At 66.0% G+C, this 16,030-nt stretch carries 14 protein-coding genes; 6 read left to right on the top strand and 8 right to left on the bottom strand.

What is annotated here, in order from left to right; genetic code table 11:
• Positions 1-5 precede the first annotated feature (5 nt).
• Entirely contained in the window at positions 6-854 is an 849-nt protein-coding gene (locus ACQPXH_RS06235) for an LLM class flavin-dependent oxidoreductase (protein WP_433601359.1), read from the bottom strand.
• Between the two features lie 465 nt (positions 855-1,319).
• On the opposite strand from ACQPXH_RS06235, the gene ACQPXH_RS06240 reads away from it, so the two are divergent.
• Entirely contained in the window at positions 1,320-3,110 is a 1,791-nt protein-coding gene (locus ACQPXH_RS06240) for an ABC-F family ATP-binding cassette domain-containing protein (RefSeq protein WP_433601360.1), read from the top strand.
• A gap of 100 nt (positions 3,111-3,210) precedes the next feature.
• On the opposite strand, the gene ACQPXH_RS06245 is transcribed toward ACQPXH_RS06240, so the two are convergent.
• Positions 3,211-4,131, bottom strand: coding sequence for an Abi-alpha family protein (locus ACQPXH_RS06245; protein ID WP_433601361.1), 921 nt, complete (start codon positions 4,129-4,131; stop codon positions 3,211-3,213).
• Positions 4,122-5,444: a hypothetical protein gene (locus ACQPXH_RS06250; RefSeq protein ID WP_433601362.1), complete on the bottom strand. Its 1,323-nt coding sequence runs from the start codon at positions 5,442-5,444 to the stop codon at positions 4,122-4,124. The genes ACQPXH_RS06245 and ACQPXH_RS06250 overlap by 10 nt, the downstream gene beginning before the upstream one ends.
• Positions 5,445-5,774: 330 nt before the next feature.
• Here ACQPXH_RS06250 and ACQPXH_RS06255 point away from each other — a divergent pair, with 330 nt between their 5' ends.
• Together ACQPXH_RS06255 and ACQPXH_RS06260 are read left to right on the top strand one after the other, a co-directional pair.
• A complete protein-coding gene (locus tag ACQPXH_RS06255; RefSeq protein WP_433601363.1) occupies positions 5,775-6,653 on the top strand; it encodes an Abi-alpha family protein in 879 nt (292 codons plus the stop codon).
• Positions 6,654-6,752: 99 nt separating this feature from the next.
• Positions 6,753-7,307 (top strand): nuclear transport factor 2 family protein, encoded by a 555-nt coding sequence (locus ACQPXH_RS06260; protein ID WP_433601364.1) that lies wholly within the window; start codon positions 6,753-6,755, stop codon positions 7,305-7,307.
• Positions 7,308-7,317: 10 nt separating this feature from the next.
• Here the strand turns inward: ACQPXH_RS06260 and ACQPXH_RS06265 are convergent, their stop codons facing one another.
• Positions 7,318-8,961, bottom strand: coding sequence for a peptide chain release factor 3 (locus tag ACQPXH_RS06265; protein WP_433601365.1), 1,644 nt, complete (start codon positions 8,959-8,961; stop codon positions 7,318-7,320).
• Positions 8,962-9,262: 301 nt separating this feature from the next.
• Between ACQPXH_RS06265 and ACQPXH_RS06270 the strand changes: the two genes are divergently transcribed.
• Both ACQPXH_RS06270 and pth read left to right on the top strand, forming a co-directional pair.
• Entirely contained in the window at positions 9,263-9,862 is a 600-nt protein-coding gene (locus ACQPXH_RS06270; RefSeq protein ID WP_433601366.1) for a 50S ribosomal protein L25/general stress protein Ctc, read from the top strand.
• A 24-nt stretch (positions 9,863-9,886) separates the two neighbouring features.
• Positions 9,887-10,468 carry an aminoacyl-tRNA hydrolase gene (gene pth, locus ACQPXH_RS06275; RefSeq protein ID WP_387293381.1) on the top strand — a complete coding sequence of 194 codons (582 nt, stop codon included), beginning with the start codon at positions 9,887-9,889 and terminating at the stop codon, positions 10,466-10,468.
• Between the two features lie 18 nt (positions 10,469-10,486).
• On the opposite strand, the gene ACQPXH_RS06280 is transcribed toward pth, so the two are convergent.
• Together ACQPXH_RS06280 and ACQPXH_RS06285 are read right to left on the bottom strand one after the other, a co-directional pair.
• Entirely contained in the window at positions 10,487-12,124 is a 1,638-nt protein-coding gene (locus ACQPXH_RS06280) for a fatty acyl-AMP ligase (RefSeq protein WP_433601367.1), read from the bottom strand.
• A gap of 124 nt (positions 12,125-12,248) precedes the next feature.
• The gene (locus ACQPXH_RS06285) at positions 12,249-12,929 is read right to left on the bottom strand and encodes a lysophospholipid acyltransferase family protein (RefSeq protein WP_433603327.1); all 681 of its coding nucleotides are present in this window, start codon (positions 12,927-12,929) and stop codon (positions 12,249-12,251) included.
• A gap of 115 nt (positions 12,930-13,044) precedes the next feature.
• Between ACQPXH_RS06285 and ACQPXH_RS06290 the strand changes: the two genes are divergently transcribed.
• Positions 13,045-13,623: a TetR/AcrR family transcriptional regulator gene (locus ACQPXH_RS06290; protein ID WP_433601368.1), complete on the top strand. Its 579-nt coding sequence runs from the start codon at positions 13,045-13,047 to the stop codon at positions 13,621-13,623.
• Between the two features lie 117 nt (positions 13,624-13,740).
• Here ACQPXH_RS06290 and ACQPXH_RS06295 read toward each other — a convergent pair whose 3' ends face one another.
• Both ACQPXH_RS06295 and ACQPXH_RS06300 read right to left on the bottom strand, forming a co-directional pair.
• Positions 13,741-14,658, bottom strand: coding sequence for a ribonuclease Z (locus ACQPXH_RS06295; RefSeq protein WP_433601369.1), 918 nt, complete (start codon positions 14,656-14,658; stop codon positions 13,741-13,743).
• Positions 14,658-15,836 (bottom strand): aminotransferase class V-fold PLP-dependent enzyme, encoded by a 1,179-nt coding sequence (locus ACQPXH_RS06300; protein WP_433603328.1) that lies wholly within the window; start codon positions 15,834-15,836, stop codon positions 14,658-14,660. Before ACQPXH_RS06300 ends, ACQPXH_RS06295 begins: the two co-directional genes overlap by 1 nt.
• Between the last annotated feature and the right edge of the window lie 194 nt (positions 15,837-16,030).

Here is a 16,030-nt window from a genome sequence, read left to right on the forward strand (position 1 = left end):
GCCGGCTATGCGATGACGTCGGCGAGGCGGTCCACTTGGTCGGCGTCGCGGCCGTAGCAGTAGAGCATGACCTCATCCGCACCCAGATCCTCGAATTGGCTGATGGCCGTGCGGATCTCGTCGGGTGTGGTGAGCATTCCGGCGAGCATGAACTCGGCGCGACCGGTGAATTCGTAGTAGGCGCCCATCGAGGCGCGGGCGTCTTCGATCAGGTCGGGTGTGCCGAGCGCGACATTGACCTGGGCGACAATGCGGGGCTCGCCCTCGCGGCCGTGTTCCTTCCAGGAGCGGCGGGCGGTGTCGAACAGGCCACCGGCCCACGACGGTGCCGCGGCGGCGAGAAAGCCGCCACCCCAACGGCCGACGCGATCGATGGCGGCGGGCTGGAAACCACCGAAGAGCAGTTCGGGTCCCTCGGGACGCAGCGGCGCGGGACCGATCGGTCCGCAGTCGGTGCCGTACGGTCGGCCGGACCACAGGCGGCGCATGATCTCGAGTTGTTCGTCCATGCGACGGCCGCGGGAGCGCAGCTCGGTGCCGGAGGCGATGTGATCGTCCGCGCGACCGCCGACGCCGAGACCGAGCACCAGGCGGCCGCCGGACATGCGATCGAGGGTGGCGGCCTGCTTGGCGAGCAGCGACGGCTCGCGCAGCGGCGCGATGAGCACCTCGGTCTGCACCTTGATGCGGCTGGTGGCGCCGGCGATCATGCCGAGGGCGACCAGTGGTTCGGGATTGTCGTAGACGAGCCGGTCGAGCAGAGCGAGCGTCGAGAACGGACCCGCATCGGCGCGGCGGGCCCAGTCGAGCAGCGCGGCGGGATCGGAAATGGGCAGACCGAGTCCGACGTGCATGAGCAACCTCCAGGGGGTAGTTGAAACCGTGTCGCCGCACTCACCTCGATCGCGAGGCGGGGCTCCCATTCTGCGGCTGTATCTCAGGAGCGCCGTAATACCGTTCGTAACGAACGTTATTCGCTACGGCTGACTCTGAACGAACGCCGTTCGCCGCGCAACGGCCGGTCGCCATAGCCGATGAGGTAGTGGTTTCTGTTCGAGCTCGAGGCGCGGCCCGAACTGTCGCGGCCAAAGGTCACCGCGGCGAGTCTCCGAATCCCCGATTGGGGTTGCACCTTTGCCGACTGCGCTGATCAGGATCGGACGAGCCGTCGGAGCGGAGAGCACGGGTGCGGCGTGCGATGGTCCCGCCGTGACACCTGGATGGACGCTCGGGCGTTCGGTGGGGCGGCGGGTGGTTGGGGATGCTCGGTACGCTTGCTCGGGGCGAGTACTCGCCCGGCGCATGACTCGGAAGGATCCATGTCCAACCTGATCAATCTCGAACAGGTCTCCAAGAGCTTCGGTATCAAACCGCTCCTGGACAACGTTTCGCTCGGCATTCACGCGGGCGAGCGGATCGGTGTCGTCGGCCTGAACGGCGGCGGCAAGACCACCCTGTTGGAGGTGCTGACCGGTCTCGAGCCGCCCGACAGCGGCCGGGTGAGCCGGGTCGGCGGGCTGCGCATCGCGGTGGTGACCCAACGCGGTGTACTTCCCGTGGGCGCGACCGTCGGATCCGTGGTGTTGGCGGGACTGGCCGATGACGCGATGACCGACAATATGGCCGAACACGAGTGGGCTTCGAATCCGCGCATCCGTTCGGTGATGGCGGGCATCGGGATCGAGGGCCTCGGTCTGGATACTTCGGTCGACAATCTCTCCGGTGGCGAGCGCCGCCGCGTCGCACTGGCCGCCGCGCTGGTTCGCGACCTCGATCTGCTCGTCCTGGACGAGCCGACCAACCACCTCGATGTCGAGGGCGTGCAGTGGCTGGCGCAACATCTGCTGGAGCGGCGCAGCGCGTTGGTGGTCGTGACCCACGATCGCTGGTTCCTCGACACCGTGGCAACCGACACCTGGGAGGTCGTCGGCGGCAAGGTCGAAAGCTACGAAGGCGGTTACGGCGACTGGATTTTCGCGCGCGCCGAGCGGGCGCGGCAGGCCGATGCCTCCGAGGCCAGGCGCGCGAATCTGGCGCGCAAGGAGTTGGCCTGGTTGCGGCGCGGCGCGAAGGCCCGCACCTCCAAGCCGCGTTACCGGGTGGAGGCGGCCGAGGCGCTGATCGCCGATGTGCCGCCGCCGCGCGACAGCGTCTCGCTGGCCGCATTCGCGCGAAAGCGCCTGGGCCGCGTCGTCATCGAACTCGAGGACACCACCCTCACCACCCCGGACGGCCGCGAGTTGGTGCGCGACTTGACCTGGCGCTTGGCGCCGGGGGAGCGGGTCGGCCTGGTCGGTGTGAACGGCTCCGGCAAGACGACCCTGCTACGCACGCTGGCCGGTGCCGTCGAACCCGCCGCGGGTAAACGCATTCAAGGTCAGACGGTCCAGATCGGTTGGCTACGTCAGGAACTCGACGACCTACCCACCGATCTGCGGGTGCTGGAGGCAGTGCAGCAGATCGCGCAGCGAATCATGCTGGGCGATAAGGAAATCTCCGCGGGCCAGCTCGCCGAGCGCCTCGGCTTCACCCCGGCCCGTCAGCGCACCCCGGTCGGTGACCTATCCGGTGGCGAGCGCCGCAGGCTACAACTGACCCGGATCCTGATGTCCGAACCGAATGTCCTGCTGCTCGACGAGCCGACCAACGACCTGGACATCGACACCCTGCAACAACTGGAAGACCTGCTCGACAATTGGGCGGGCACGCTGGTCGTGATCAGCCACGACCGCTATCTGATCGAGCGCATCTGCGACTCCACCTGGGCCCTGTTCGGCGATGGAAAGCTCACAAATCTGCCCGGCGGCATCGACGAATACCTGAAAAAGCGTGCCGCATCGAGTTCGGCCGCAACGCGATCCGCCGACGCCAAGCCCGCCGAAACCCCTGCGACCGACTCCGCCGCTTACCGCGCCGCGCGCAAGGAGCTGGCCAAACTAGAGCGCGCCATCGACAAGCTCACCGAACGCGAGCACCGTCTGCACACCGCCCTCGCCGATGCCGCCACCGATCCGGACAAACTGATCACCCTGGGCACAGAACTGAAACAGGTCCTTGCCGAAAAAGAAACCGCCGAGGAGCGCTGGCTCGCGTTGGCCGACGGCACCTGACCCGCCCGGTACTCAAACGGCGGTTCACCTCGCTGAAGGTAGTTTTATGGTGACTTTGCACCTCACCTGCGACCACCATTCGACTACGGTCGGCGGCGGACTAACTTGTGCCGGATACGCGCCCGTCTTGGACGACGATCGGCAGGCAGGTCTGCACGAAGTCCGCGCCGAAGCCCGTGAGGGCGATGCTGCGGTAATAGACCTTCGTACCGAAACCGGAGCGCTTCAGCACTTCTCGAACGGGTGATTGGGCTTCGAGGAGTTGGTAGCGGTTCGGATTGCCCACCGGTTCCTTGACGAATTCGATCAGTCCGAGGCGGCGCAGGTTCGGCAGATACTGCTGGATGCGGTTGGGGAAGCGCAGACCCGCATGCTCACCGATCAGGTTGAGTCCGGAGATGATTCGCTCGACGCCGATGCCGCGCGGTCGTCCGGCGCGGATATCGATCGAGGGCTGTGGGCCGTCGAGGTGCAGGAAGCGCAGGATGCGCGCCTCATCGGGGGTCAGCTCCTCGAGCATGCGCGCGAAGGCCGGGTGGGTTTCGTGGTGTTCGCCCTGCGTGCTCGCCGACAGCCGCAGCAGCGCGGCCCCCTGCTCACGCAAAGTGGGAACGGCATCGGTCGTGGGCTGTTCGGGTGTAGCGGGCAGACGCAACGCGCGCCGCACCGCGTCGCGAACCTCGGCCTCCGCCTCGGCGAGCACCTCGCGCGGGGGAGTTCCCGCGATACTGCCGCGCACCACGGTGGCCCCTACGCCGAGGGCGGTGTCGATACCCCACGCGGTCACCTCGGCGGCTGCGCTCACCGCGACCCTGGCGACCCCGGTGGTCGCGCGGACGGTCTTGCGCACCGAGCTGACCTGCCGCTTCGGCTCGACCGCGCCAACGGGCAGGCGCGCGATCTCCGTCGATTGCCCGGATGTCGACGACTCGGAAGTTCTTGCGGTTTCGGCAACTTCGGACTGCTCGGAGCCCTGCCCGGCGGCCCGCAGATCGTCGCCGCCTGCTTCCGTCATAGCCATGTTGTCGCCACTCCCGTTCCGAAGATCAGGATGTGAGCGTATCCGGCGAAGAGCCCCAACACGCCGCCATGCAGAAAAAGGAGCCATTCATCCTGTTTGATGGCCGATCGCAGCATATCCACGAAGTCGGGGGGCGACAGCGCCGACATCTGTTTGGCGATGTAGTCGTTGATTTGTCTGCCCTGCTGGACGTTGAAGTCCGGATCCGCGAAGGCGATCGGCGCGATGGACATCGCCTCGGTGGTCAGCGTCGACTGCAGCGAGTCGTACTCCCGGCTGCCGAGCACGAACTTCACCGCGGGCCGCGCCGGTCCGAGCGCCCGGTCCGCGGCCGGGCGCAGCGTGTCCTCGAGCATCTGCATGGTCCGGTCCGAGCGCGGGCCGTTCAGCAACTCGTCACCGATGTTGGCGACGGTCATCACCTGACTGGAGACCAATTCCGCATAGCCGTCGGTGATTTCGAGCTGCCGCTTGATCAGCAGCCCCTGCCGCCACGGGCACCACCACTTCGGGTACGCGGGCGCGAAGATCATATTCAGGCCGATCCAGTTGACCACCCAGCCGATGATGACACCGCCGATCGGCAGCACCACCAGCGACGACCAGCCGGTCACATGCAAAACGGCGACCAGCACCACACCCATCGGCGCGCCGAAGTAGAAACCGAAGTTCTGCATGAACCGCAGTTCCTTGGCGCCGAGCACCTGGAAAAGGGTGTTGAGCAGATGCGGACGCGCCTGGAAATAACGGATGACCATCTGCTTGACGTCGAGCAGCTGATCGATATTGGCGCCCAATTCCTCGGTCAGCTCGCGCAGAATATCGGGGAGCTGCTGGCGGACCCGCGCGTGAATCATCTCGCGCACACCGGTCGGCAGGTTGTACCAGAGTTGTGGATGTTCGCGGCGCAGGATTTCTTCGACTATGTCCTTGATCTGCGCGTCGGCGATAGTGGCGAGATGTTCGGCGAGTTTGTCCGGCTCCAGCTCGCGATAGAAGTCGGCGACGCTACCGAGTTTCGCCAGCCCCTTGTCGACCGCGATGCTCGCCATTTTGTCCGCGCGCGAGGGCACAATGCCCTGCCAGCCCATTCGGCCGTCGTAGCTCAGCAGCGGCAGCACCTGAATTCGCTTGGGCAGGAAGGGAAACAGTGCGCGCAATCCGGGTAAACGAATACCGTGGAAGGCAACCGGCTTGAACAACATCAGGATGCCGGTCCAGTTGGTGATGTATCCGATGATGCCAGTGAAGAGGGGGATAGTCACTAACTCCAGGAGGACCGTCGGGTGCACCCCGAAAACACTCTCCAACACGACACCCTCCTGCCGATATACCGGTGACCGCCGCCTCACCGGCAACCCAAACTAGCACCCAGTCGGCAGACGGACCCTACTGTGAGGCCAGACGCCGGTCCATCGCGAGTGTCCCGGGCCACAGCAGATTGTCTGAGACATCAGTCACACTGTGTGTCCAGAATGTCGTAGTGTCAACCGGCGGCGGAGACAATGGCGACAATCACGCGTCCGGCAGCAGGGGTCGGCGTGTTTGCTGGCCCACTCGGCTCCCGGTAAGTCATACCTGGAAGGCTGGCGGGCAATAATCTGTGGGCGTATTCGTTCACTTGGCAATACATCGGAGAGAACGTGACAGACGACAGGACCGGACAGGACGTAGCCCGGGCCGGTTCCCGCTCGGTGGAGCGCAGCTCGGATGTCGAACAGCGGCAGATCAGCAATGAGGCGCGGCTGATTCGCGGTGTGTTCCGAGCGGCCGGGCTCGCGGCGGGCACCGTGGTTCGCGGCAGTCAGTGGGCCGTCGAGACGACCTATGAGGTGACCAAGGAGATTACCCAGGCCGCCCTCGACGGTGAGTCGTCTGCGGATATCGCCGAGCGCACCGGAAATGCGTTGCGCTCCATCGCGCGCAGCGCGCTCGGCGTCACCGAGGGGTCGGTGCGCGAAATCGTCAGCTACGTACCGACTTCCAATGGCACGCCGCAGCCCGCGGCGATCGGCATCGGCGCGCCGCCGCACTCGGCCAGTAGCGAAGAGTTGCGTCGCCGCGGCGATGCGCTGCTCGCCCGCTCGGCCGATGTCTACTTCACCGAGGACGTGCACCCGGCCTATGACCGGATCCTCGACGAGCTGGCTCCGGACGAGGCGCGCATTCTGCGATTCATGGCATTGAACGGTCCGCAGCCGTCGGTCGATGTGCGCACCAACCGTCCGCTCGGCATCGGCTCGGAGTTGGTGACCGGTGATCTCACCTCGGTTCCGGAACAGGCCGGTGTCCGTTATCCGGACCGCGCCCGTACCTATCTGATCAATCTCAACCGTCTCGGCCTGACCCAGGTTTCCGATGACCCGGTGGTGCTCAGCCGCTACATGGTGCTCGAGGTGCAGCCGGTGGTCGAGGCGGCGCTGAAGAAGGCCGGGCGCGCCCCCAAGATCGTGCGCAAGAGTCTGCGGCTGACCGAGTTCGGCAGCGATTTCTGCAACACCTGCTTCACCATCGGGAACTGACCCGCCGGTAGACCGCCGGTTTCGGCTCGAAGTGATAGCAATCTGATACAAATCTCCCAATCTCCGTAGCGCGGCGACTTCGAATGGGATTGTTGAGTTATGGACCAGGAAGCTGTGTCAGCGATCAGTCGCCTGAAGTTCAGGTATCTGCGCACCCTCGACACCAAGTCGTGGGACGAATTCGCGGACACCATGATCCCGGAGGCGACCGCGACCTACAGCGAATACCTGCAGTTCGAGTCGCGGGATGCGTTCCTGGCGTTCATGCGCAACACGCTCGGTCCGCACGTCATCACCGAGCACCGATGCGACCATCCGGAGATCGATGTCGACGGCGATAACGCTACCGGCACTTGGTATCTCGCCGATACCGTGCTGATACCGGCGCACAACATGCTGTTGCGCGGAGCGGCTTTCTACACCGATCGCTACGTCCGCTGCAATGACGGTCGCTGGCGCATCGCGCATACCGGATACGAGCGCACCTATGAGGTGGTCCTCTCGCTCAGCGATCTGCCGAGCCTGCGCCTGACATCGAGTCGATGGGGGCTGATCACGCGCGAGGACGGCATCGCGTCGGTCGAGCGCGAGCCCGGCGCCACCCCGCTGCGCCGCGAGACCGCACCGGAGGCTGCCGAGCCCGAGGCCGGATGAACGGCAATCCCTAATCCGCCGCCGCGACCAGCGGCTCGAGCGTGAGTTTCGGATGCTCCTTCTCGATGTACTGCAACCGCCACTTATCGCTGAACAGCGCCAGCAGCGCCCCGTCGGAGCGGGTGAACACCTCGACCCCGCGCTGTCGATCGAGTTCGGCCATCGACTCGGCATCGGTGCGCCGGGCCAGCGTGTAGGGCAGGTGCTCCATATGTGTTTCGACATTGAACTCCGCGAGCATCCGCGCCGTGACCACCTCGAACTGCATCGGACCGACCGCCGCGAGCACGGGTGCGGCATCGCCGCGCGCGTCATTGCGCAGCACCTGCACCACACCTTCGGAATCGAGCTGGTCGATGGCCTTGCGGAACTGCTTGTACTTACCCGCACTCTGCGCCCGCAGCACCGCGAAATGCTCCGGCGCGAAAGACGGGATCGGCGGGAACTCGACCTTCTTGTCCACGAACAGCGTGTGCCCCGGTGCCAGCGCGGTGGCATTCACGAGGCCGACCACGTCACCCGGGTAGGCGGTGTCGACGGTCGAGCGCTCCCGTCCGAAAACGGTGAGCGCGTATTTGGTCGCGAACGGCCGACCGGTCTGCGCGTGCGTGACGACCATCCCGCGCTCGAATTCGCCGGAGACGATCCGCATGAAGGCGAGCCGATCCCGGTGTGCCGCATCCATTCCGGCCTGCACCTTGAATACGACCGCGCTGAACGGATCGGTGGTGTTGCGCGGCGTGCCGCCGATATCGGCGCGCGAACCGGGCGGGGGCGCCAGCGCGACCAGCGTCTCCAACAGTTGCCGCACACCGAAATTCAGCATCGCGGAGGCGTAGATGACGGGGGAGGTCTGCCCGGCCAGGAACATTTCCTGATCGTGGTCCTGCCCGGTGGCCGAGAGCAGTTCGCTCTCCTCGGCAGCGGTCGTCCACGCCTCACCCTCGCGGGTCGCGGCCGATTCCGGAGCTATCGATTCCTCCGGCGCGATGGTCGCGCCACCCGCGGTCCGCGTGAAGTGGATGTATTCGACGGCCGCACCCTCGGGACCGCGACGTAGCAGACCGCGGAAGTCACCGGCGATGCCGACCGGCAAGAACAGCGGCGTCGGGGTGAGGCCGATCCGCTCGCTGATCTCGTCGAGCAGTTCCAGCGGCGCGCGGCCCGGGCGGTCCCACTTGTTGATCACGGTGACGACCGGGATGCCGCGATGGCGACACACCTGGAACAACTTCAGTGTCTGCGGCTCCAGACCCTTGGCGGCGTCGATGAGCATGACGGCGGCGTCGACGGCGGTGAGCACGCGGTAGGTGTCCTCGGAGAAATCCGAGTGGCCGGGGGTGTCGACCAGGTTGATGACGTTATCGATATCGGAGCCCGCGGCGCGGTAGTTGAACTGCAGCGCGGTCGAACTCACCGAGATGCCGCGCGCCTTCTCCATCTCCATCCAGTCCGACACGGTGGATTTGCGTCCGGCCTTGCCGTGGATCGCGCCCGCCTCGGAGATCATCCTGGCGTGCAACGCCAGCGCCTCGGTGAGCGTCGACTTGCCCGCGTCGGGATGGGAGATCACCGCGAATGTGCGTCGCCTGGCGACCTCGGCGGGCAACCCACGCGGGGCGGGCGTGACGACACCCTGAGTGGAGGCGGTCAACTGCAACAACCTTTCTTCGCGGCCGATCGGCAACCGCTCCAGCGTACGCGACCGGGGTGACGACAATCCGGCCAGTCCGACCACCCGATTCAGCTGGACATAAACACTTGCGCTATGGTGTTCGGGTTGTCTCGGCGAGGGTGACCGCAGACGTAATGCGTTCACCGTGATCGACGCGGCTCGGCTCTGGGCCGTCCTCGTTCGGTCTTCGCCCGACGAGTAGACCAACCATTTGCCAGGGGGAAGCAGTCCCTGGCGCACTGTTGACAGCCCGGAAGAGCCGTAGGGAGTAGATCCAGTCATGTCCGACGCCAACCTTCTCGAAGCCGCCGTCCGCACGGAGTTCGGCAAGGGCGCCGCCCGCCGCACCCGTCGCGCGGGCAACGTTCCCGCCGTGCTGTACGGCCACGCCGCCGACCCGCAGCACCTCTCGCTCAACGCCCAGGCCTTCGCCGCCATCCTGCGCGAGCACGGCACCAATGCGGTGCTGAACCTCGTCATCGACGGCAAGAAGCAGCTCGCGCTGACCAAATCCGTTGTGGTGCACCCGATTCGCCGTTACATCGAGCACGCCGACCTGCTGATCGTCAAGCGCGGCGAGAAGGTCACCGCCGATGTGAACGTCACGCTGACCGGTGAGGCGGGCGCGGGCACCCTGGTCACCCAGGAATCCACCACGCTGTCCATCGAGGCCGACGCGCTGAACATTCCGGAGGCAATCGAGGTCTCGATCGAGGGCGCCGAGGTCGGCACCCAGATCACCGCGGGCGCGATCGACCTGCCGAAGGGTGTCTCGCTGGCCGGTGACCCGGAGGCCCTGATCGTCAACATCATCGCCGCCCCGGCCGCCGAGGCCCCCGCAGGGGAAGAGGGCGAAGCCGAGGCCGAGAGCGCCGAGTAAGAACTCCCCGGATCGGTTATCCGAATGACCGAATCCTCGACCGGGCCCGCGCTCGTGGTCGGACTTGGCAACCCAGGTTCGGAGTACGAGCGCACCCGGCACAATATCGGCTTTCTGGTCGCCGACGTGCTCGCGCAGCGCGTCGGCGGCCGTTTTGCCGTGCACAAGAAGTCCGGTGCGGATCTATTGCAGGCCAGGCTGGACGGGCGTCAGGTATTGATCGCCAAGCCGCGCTCGTTCATGAATCTGTCCGGGCGCTCGGTCGCGGCGCTGGCGAAGTTCTTCTCGGTGCCGCCGACCGAGGTGATCGTCGTGCACGACGAATTGGATCTGCCGTTCGGTCAGGTCCGGCTCAAGCGCGGCGGCGGTGAGGGCGGGCACAACGGATTGCGGTCGGTCTCCAGTGCTCTGACCACCAAGGACTATCTGCGCACCCGCATCGGCATCGGCCGCCCGCCGGGTCGCCAGGACCCGGCGGACTACGTGCTCAAACCGTTTTCGTCGGTGGAGCGCAAGGAAGTGCCGGTGATCGTCGAGCAGGCCGCCGACGCGGTCGAACTGCTACTGCGGGTCGGGCTCGAACCGGCCCAGAACCAACTGCACTAGGACGAATTCGACTGCGGCTCAGCGCAGATGGATCGCGGTGGCGGAGCGGCGCAGCTTGCCCGAGGAGGTTTTCGGGAGGGCGCCGGGGCCGAGCACTGCGACGGTGCGCGGGCGGGCACCGACTTCGGAGAACACCGCGTGCACGATTTCGCGTTCGATGCGCTTGACCTCATCGGCATTCTGGTGGTCATTGCTTTCCACCACGACGGCGAAGCTTTCGCGTTTCTCACCAGCGTCCAGGCGGACCGCGACGGCATTGCCGGGACGCACCCCCGCCACGCGCATGGCGGCACGCTCGATGTCGGTCGGGTAGATATTGCGACCGCCCATGATGATGACGTCCTTGATCCGGCCACACACCACGATCAGACCCTCATCGGTGAAGTAGCCGATATCGCCGGTGTCGAGCCAGCCGTCCGCATCCTGTGCCGGGCGGAACCCGTTGACCGTGACATAGCCGGAAGTGACCGCGGGACCGCGGAGTTCGATCACGCCGACGGAACGCGTCGGCAGCGGCTGCCGCTCCGCATCGACGACCCGACCCTCGAGATTGTCGACCAGATAGCCGAGTGTGGGCATGCGGCGGACATTGCCGTGGTGATCGTGGGCAGGCACGGCCTTGCCCAGCGCCTCGAGCAGATCGGCATCGATGATGTCGAGGACCTGTCCGTGTCCGGGATCCGGCACCGATACGGCCAGTGTGGTTTCGGCCATGCCGTAGACCGGAGTGAGCGCCATCGGGTTGAGCCGGAAGCGTTTGCCTGCCGCGGCAAGGTTCTCCATGGTGTCCGGATCGACGGGTTCGGCGCCGTTCCACATGTATCGGACGCTGCTGAGATCGTAGGCACCGTCCTCGGCCTGCTTGAGCCGGCGCGCCAGCAGTGAGTACGCGAAATTCGGTGCTGCCGTGACGGTGCCGCGATACTTGTCGATCAGCTCGGCCCACAGCAGCGGACGCATCAGGAAGTCGATCGGGGTCACGCAGACCACTTCGGCACCGAATTGCATGGGGACACTGAGGAATCCGACCATCCCCATATCGTGGAACAGGGGCAGCCAGCTGATCATCACATCCTCGTCGAGCTGGAACTTCACCCGATCGAACATGGCGTAGGCGTTGGTATAGAAGTTACCGTGCGTGATCCGCACCGCCTTCGGCGATCCGGTCGAACCGGATGTCAACTGCTGCAACGCGATATCGGTCTCGACTGTCGGTACCGGATCGGTCTCCGGGTACTCGCGCAGCTGATCGATCCGTACCACGGTGATACCGCGCTCGCGCAGCAGTGGTTCGGCGGCCTCGAAGGGCGCGCCGAGCACCACCGCGCGCGCGTCGATCATCGATAGCACGGTCTCGGTATCGCGGGCCCAGACCACCAGATCCGTGCGCGGCGTCGGCTGGTGCAACATGGTGATCGACGCGCCGCGCATCCAGATGCCCTGACAGACCGGTGCGATATCGACCGGCATCCCGGCCAGCACGCCTACCGCGTCACCGTGTCCGATGCCGGCTTCGGCGAGTCCGCCCGCCATCCGTCGTGCGATTCGATGGATCTCACCCCAGGTCTGCCGAAACGGCGCGTTGGGCTCCCCGGTCACCAATCCGCGACTCGAGGTTTGTGCCGTTGCGTACATCTCGTCGGTGAACCTGCTCAAAGTCCAACTCCCTTGTCACCCCGATGCGGTGGCCGGACATGGGTGAACCGGCCTGCTCCCCAACTATCCCGCCAATTCGTCCCCGCGTTAACCATTCCGAGGACACGCCCGTGTCGCGGTGGCGTTATGGGCGATTCGAGAAAGTCGCCGCGTAGCGATCGACGTAGTCCCGGCCGGATCGAGCGGCCAATTCCCGCATCAGTTCGTCGGTCGCGGCGCGGACCTGACCGGTGTCAGGTGCCGGGTGGTTCGGGGTGGGCTGCGGGTAATGGCGCGGCGTGCCGAAGCTGATGTGCACCTTGCCGAAGCGCGGCAGTCGGTGGCCGCGCGGATTCACCTTGTCGGTGCCCGACAGCACGGCCGGGATGACCGGAGCGCCGGTGGCCATGGCGACGCGCAGTGCGCCGGTGCGGCCGCGGTAGATGCAGCCGTCCGGGGAGCGGGTGCCTTCCGGATGGATGGCCCAGACGTCGCCGGATTCGAGGATTTTCGTCGCGGCGGTCAGTGCGTCCGCGGCGGCGGTGCCGCCGGTGCGGTTCACCGGGACCTGACCCGCGACGGTGAAGAACCAGCGTTGGAACCGGCCCTTCAATCCGGTCCCGGTGAAGTACTCCTGCTTGGCCAGGAAGGTGACCCGGCGCGGCAGCGCCAGCGCGAGATACATCGAGTCGAGCATCGCGACATGGTTGGCCGCGATGATTACCGGTCCGGTGCGGGGTACGTGCCGCAGCCCTTCCACCTCGGGGCGGCCGAGCAGCCGCAGCGGGGGGCCGACCAGAACGTACTTGAACAACCGGTACCACACATGAGCCTCCGAGAGAGTTGTCGTAGACACTGTCTACCGCACGAGTGTAGACAGTGTCTACGATTGTCGAAAGGGTATTTCGTCCTCTGTGACGCAGTCGACCAGGAGGAAATCGATGAGCGCGGTAGACAATGTCTCCATGGGTGCGAGCGAGCCGTTGCGGGAACGACTCGTCGGCGCCGGGGTCGACATGCTAGAGGAGGTCGGCGCGGCCCAGCTGGGTCTGCGTGCGATCACCCGCGCGGCCGGGGTCTCCCACGGTGCGCCGCGCAGGCATTTTCCGACGCACCGCGCACTGCTGGCCGCCATCGCCGCGCGCGGTTTCGCCGATCTCATCGAGCGGTTCGCCAAGGCGACGGCGGGGACGACCACGCCGCGCGAGCAGCTGCAGGTCATGGCCGCCGAATACGTCGAATTCGCGGGGGAGCGCCCCGAGATGTTCACCCTGATGTTCCGACACGACCTGCTCGAGGGTTCCGGCGAGAATCTGCGCGCGATCACCCTGCCGTTGTTCGAACGCTTTGCCGCGCTGGTCGAGGCCGCCGCCCCGAATTCCGACAACCCCGCGATCAACCTGTGGACCAACCTCCACGGCATCGCCGCCCTCCAGGCCAACCGCAGCCTCCGCCTGGTGGCCCCCACCGCCGACCTCCGCACCCTGGTAGCCCGCACAATCCAGCTGCACCTGACCTGACGCGCCCACCCTCATCGCGCGCAGTCGAATGGCTGCTGAAGACCCCACCCCGAACGACCATTCGACTACGCTCGACAAAGACGCTCGAGAATGCAACCACAGCCGGTGGACTGGGGTTCAATGTCGCGGCGGGAGAGGGATTCTCGCTAGATCGGTGGCGATGACTGTCTCGCCCGTGAAGTGCAGGGCCGCCTCGGCGAGGTGGGCGTCGAGGTCGCGGTAGCGCTGGGAGAAGTGGGTCAGGACCAGGGTGCGCACACCGGCTTCGGCGGCGACTCGGGCGGCTTGGCCCGCGGTCAGGTGGCCGTACTCCTCGGCGAGTCGCACATCGACATCCAGGAAGGTTGCCTCGATCACCAGCATGTCCACGCCCGAGGCGAGGGACAGCACGCCCTGGCACAGGCGGGTGTCCATCACGAATGCGAAGCTCTGGCCCGGCCTCGGCTCGCTGACATCGGCCAACGTGATTGTGCGCCCGTCGAATTCGATACTGCCCGTGCGCTGTAGCTGTCCGACCGCCGGGCCGTGCAGGCCGAATACGGCGAGCCGCTCCGGCAGGATGCGCACACCGCTCGGTTCGGTGAGCCGGTAGCCGAATGTGTCGACCGGATGCGATAGCGCGACCGCCTCGAGGGCGAACGGTGCACCAGGCGCGTCCAGTGCACCCGGATCGGCGATCGGATGCGCGCGGAGCTCGACGGTGCGATAGAACGAGCTGGCATTGCTCAGGCGATCGAAGAACGGCTCACCCGAGGCGGGGTAGTACACATCGACCGGATGGGCGACCTTGTCCAGATTGATCCGCTGGATGATGCCGGGTAGTCCGAGGCAGTGGTCACCGTGGAAATGCGTCACCGCGATCCGGGTGATATCGGTGACCGATACGCCCGCGTACGTCATCTGTCGCTGGGTGCCCTCGCCCGGATCGAAGAGAATGCCCTCCTCGCCCCAGCGCAGCAGATACCCATTGTGGTTGCGCTGCTTGGTCGGTACCTGACTCGCGGTGCCGAGGACGACCAGTTCGCGAGGTGACATCAGAGTGTCGCGACCGCGCCGACGAACCGGTCCAGCTCCTCGAAACTCACGAAGCAGTGCGGCGAGGCACGCACCACCGAATCCAGGCCACGGGCGGTCATATCCAGCAGCGTAGAGCTGGCATGGCTCGCCGTCACCGTAATATTCTGTGCCGCAAGGCGATCGCGAACCTCGACGGCGGATTTCCCTTCGACGGTGAACGAAACGATGCCGCTGTGCCGAATCCCGATGTCGCGCACCGTGACTCCGTCGATCTCCGGCAGCGATTTGCGCAGATGTTCCGCGCGGACCGCGATCGCGTCGTAGACGTCCTCCGGCCCGAGCTCGAGCAGATACCGCACAGCCGCACCGAGTCCGAGTCGCGCCGCGACATCGCATTCCCAGAATTCGAAGCGACTCGCATCGGGCACCAAGGCGTACTCCTGCGGAGCAGTCCACTGCGCGCTGTGCAGATCCAGCCGCTGCGGCTCCATCGACGCGGCCAATTCCGGTCGCACATAAAGGAATCCGGTGCCGCGCGGCCCGCGCAGCCATTTGCGGCCGGTCACCGAGAGGGCGTCGACATCGAGTTCGGCCACATCGATCGGCAGCTGCCCGGCCGACTGGCAGGCATCGAGCAGTACCAACGCGCCGACCGAATGCGCGATCCGGGTGGCGTCGGCGGCCGGGTTGACCAGACCGCCATTGGTCGGGGCGTGCAATACCGACACCAGCTTGACCCGTTCGTCGACCACACCGGCCAGTGCGTCGAGGTCGATCTGGCCGCTGCTGTCGCTGGGAATCCGTTCGACCACCGCGCCCGTCGCCTTGGCCCGCTGCAACGCCGCGATGGCATTGCTCGCATAGTCGGCGCCGGAGATGAGGATGCGATCGCCGGGCGCGAGTGGGACCGAGTAGAAGAAGTCGGCCCACGCGCGGGTCGCGCTGTCGCTGAGCGCGATGCCGGTCGGATCGGCGTTGACGAGTCGGCCGATATCGGTTTTCACCGCGGCGAGATCGTCGAGTCGCTCGTTCGCCGCGCGGTAGCCACCGATTTCGGCCTCGCGTCGCAGATGTGCCACAACGGTATCGACGACGACTCGGGGTGGTAACGAAGAGCCCGCGCTGTCGAGGAAGACCAGATCGGATCCGGCGCCGTAGGCCGGTATGTCGGCGCGTACGCGATTCTCGTCGAGCATGGCCTCGACAGTATCGCCGAATCGGGGCATTGGGCCGTCGTACGAGTCGACGCAGGTCCGGGCCACCGCGCGCGAGTCCTCCGCTGTGCATGGCCACGAATTCAGATTCTTGTCACATTTTTTGTCGGTGCCCCTCGCTACCCTGGTTTGGGTCGGTGCATCGGAATACGACCGGCAGCCACGGCGATACAGAA

The sequence above is a fragment of the Nocardia sp. CA-135953 genome (assembly GCF_050955735.1).
In the GTDB taxonomy this organism is placed as follows: domain Bacteria; phylum Actinomycetota; class Actinomycetes; order Mycobacteriales; family Mycobacteriaceae; genus Nocardia.

Excerpts from the sequence above, each read along its gene's own strand:
- ACQPXH_RS06295 (WP_433601369.1), bottom strand. The coding sequence starts at position 14,658 with ATGTCACCTCGCGAACTGGTCGTCCTCGGCACCGCGAGTCAGGTACCG.
- ACQPXH_RS06245 (WP_433601361.1), bottom strand. The coding sequence starts at position 4,131 with ATGGCTATGACGGAAGCAGGCGGCGACGATCTGCGGGCCGCCGGGCAG.
- ACQPXH_RS06270 (WP_433601366.1), top strand. The coding sequence starts at position 9,263 with ATGTCCGACGCCAACCTTCTCGAAGCCGCCGTCCGCACGGAGTTCGGC.
- ACQPXH_RS06240 (WP_433601360.1), top strand. The coding sequence starts at position 1,320 with ATGTCCAACCTGATCAATCTCGAACAGGTCTCCAAGAGCTTCGGTATC.
- ACQPXH_RS06260 (WP_433601364.1), top strand. The coding sequence starts at position 6,753 with ATGGACCAGGAAGCTGTGTCAGCGATCAGTCGCCTGAAGTTCAGGTAT.
- ACQPXH_RS06290 (WP_433601368.1), top strand. The coding sequence starts at position 13,045 with ATGAGCGCGGTAGACAATGTCTCCATGGGTGCGAGCGAGCCGTTGCGG.
- ACQPXH_RS06300 (WP_433603328.1), bottom strand. The coding sequence starts at position 15,836 with ATGCTCGACGAGAATCGCGTACGCGCCGACATACCGGCCTACGGCGCC.
- ACQPXH_RS06235 (WP_433601359.1), bottom strand. The coding sequence starts at position 854 with ATGCACGTCGGACTCGGTCTGCCCATTTCCGATCCCGCCGCGCTGCTC.
- pth (WP_387293381.1), top strand. The coding sequence starts at position 9,887 with ATGACCGAATCCTCGACCGGGCCCGCGCTCGTGGTCGGACTTGGCAAC.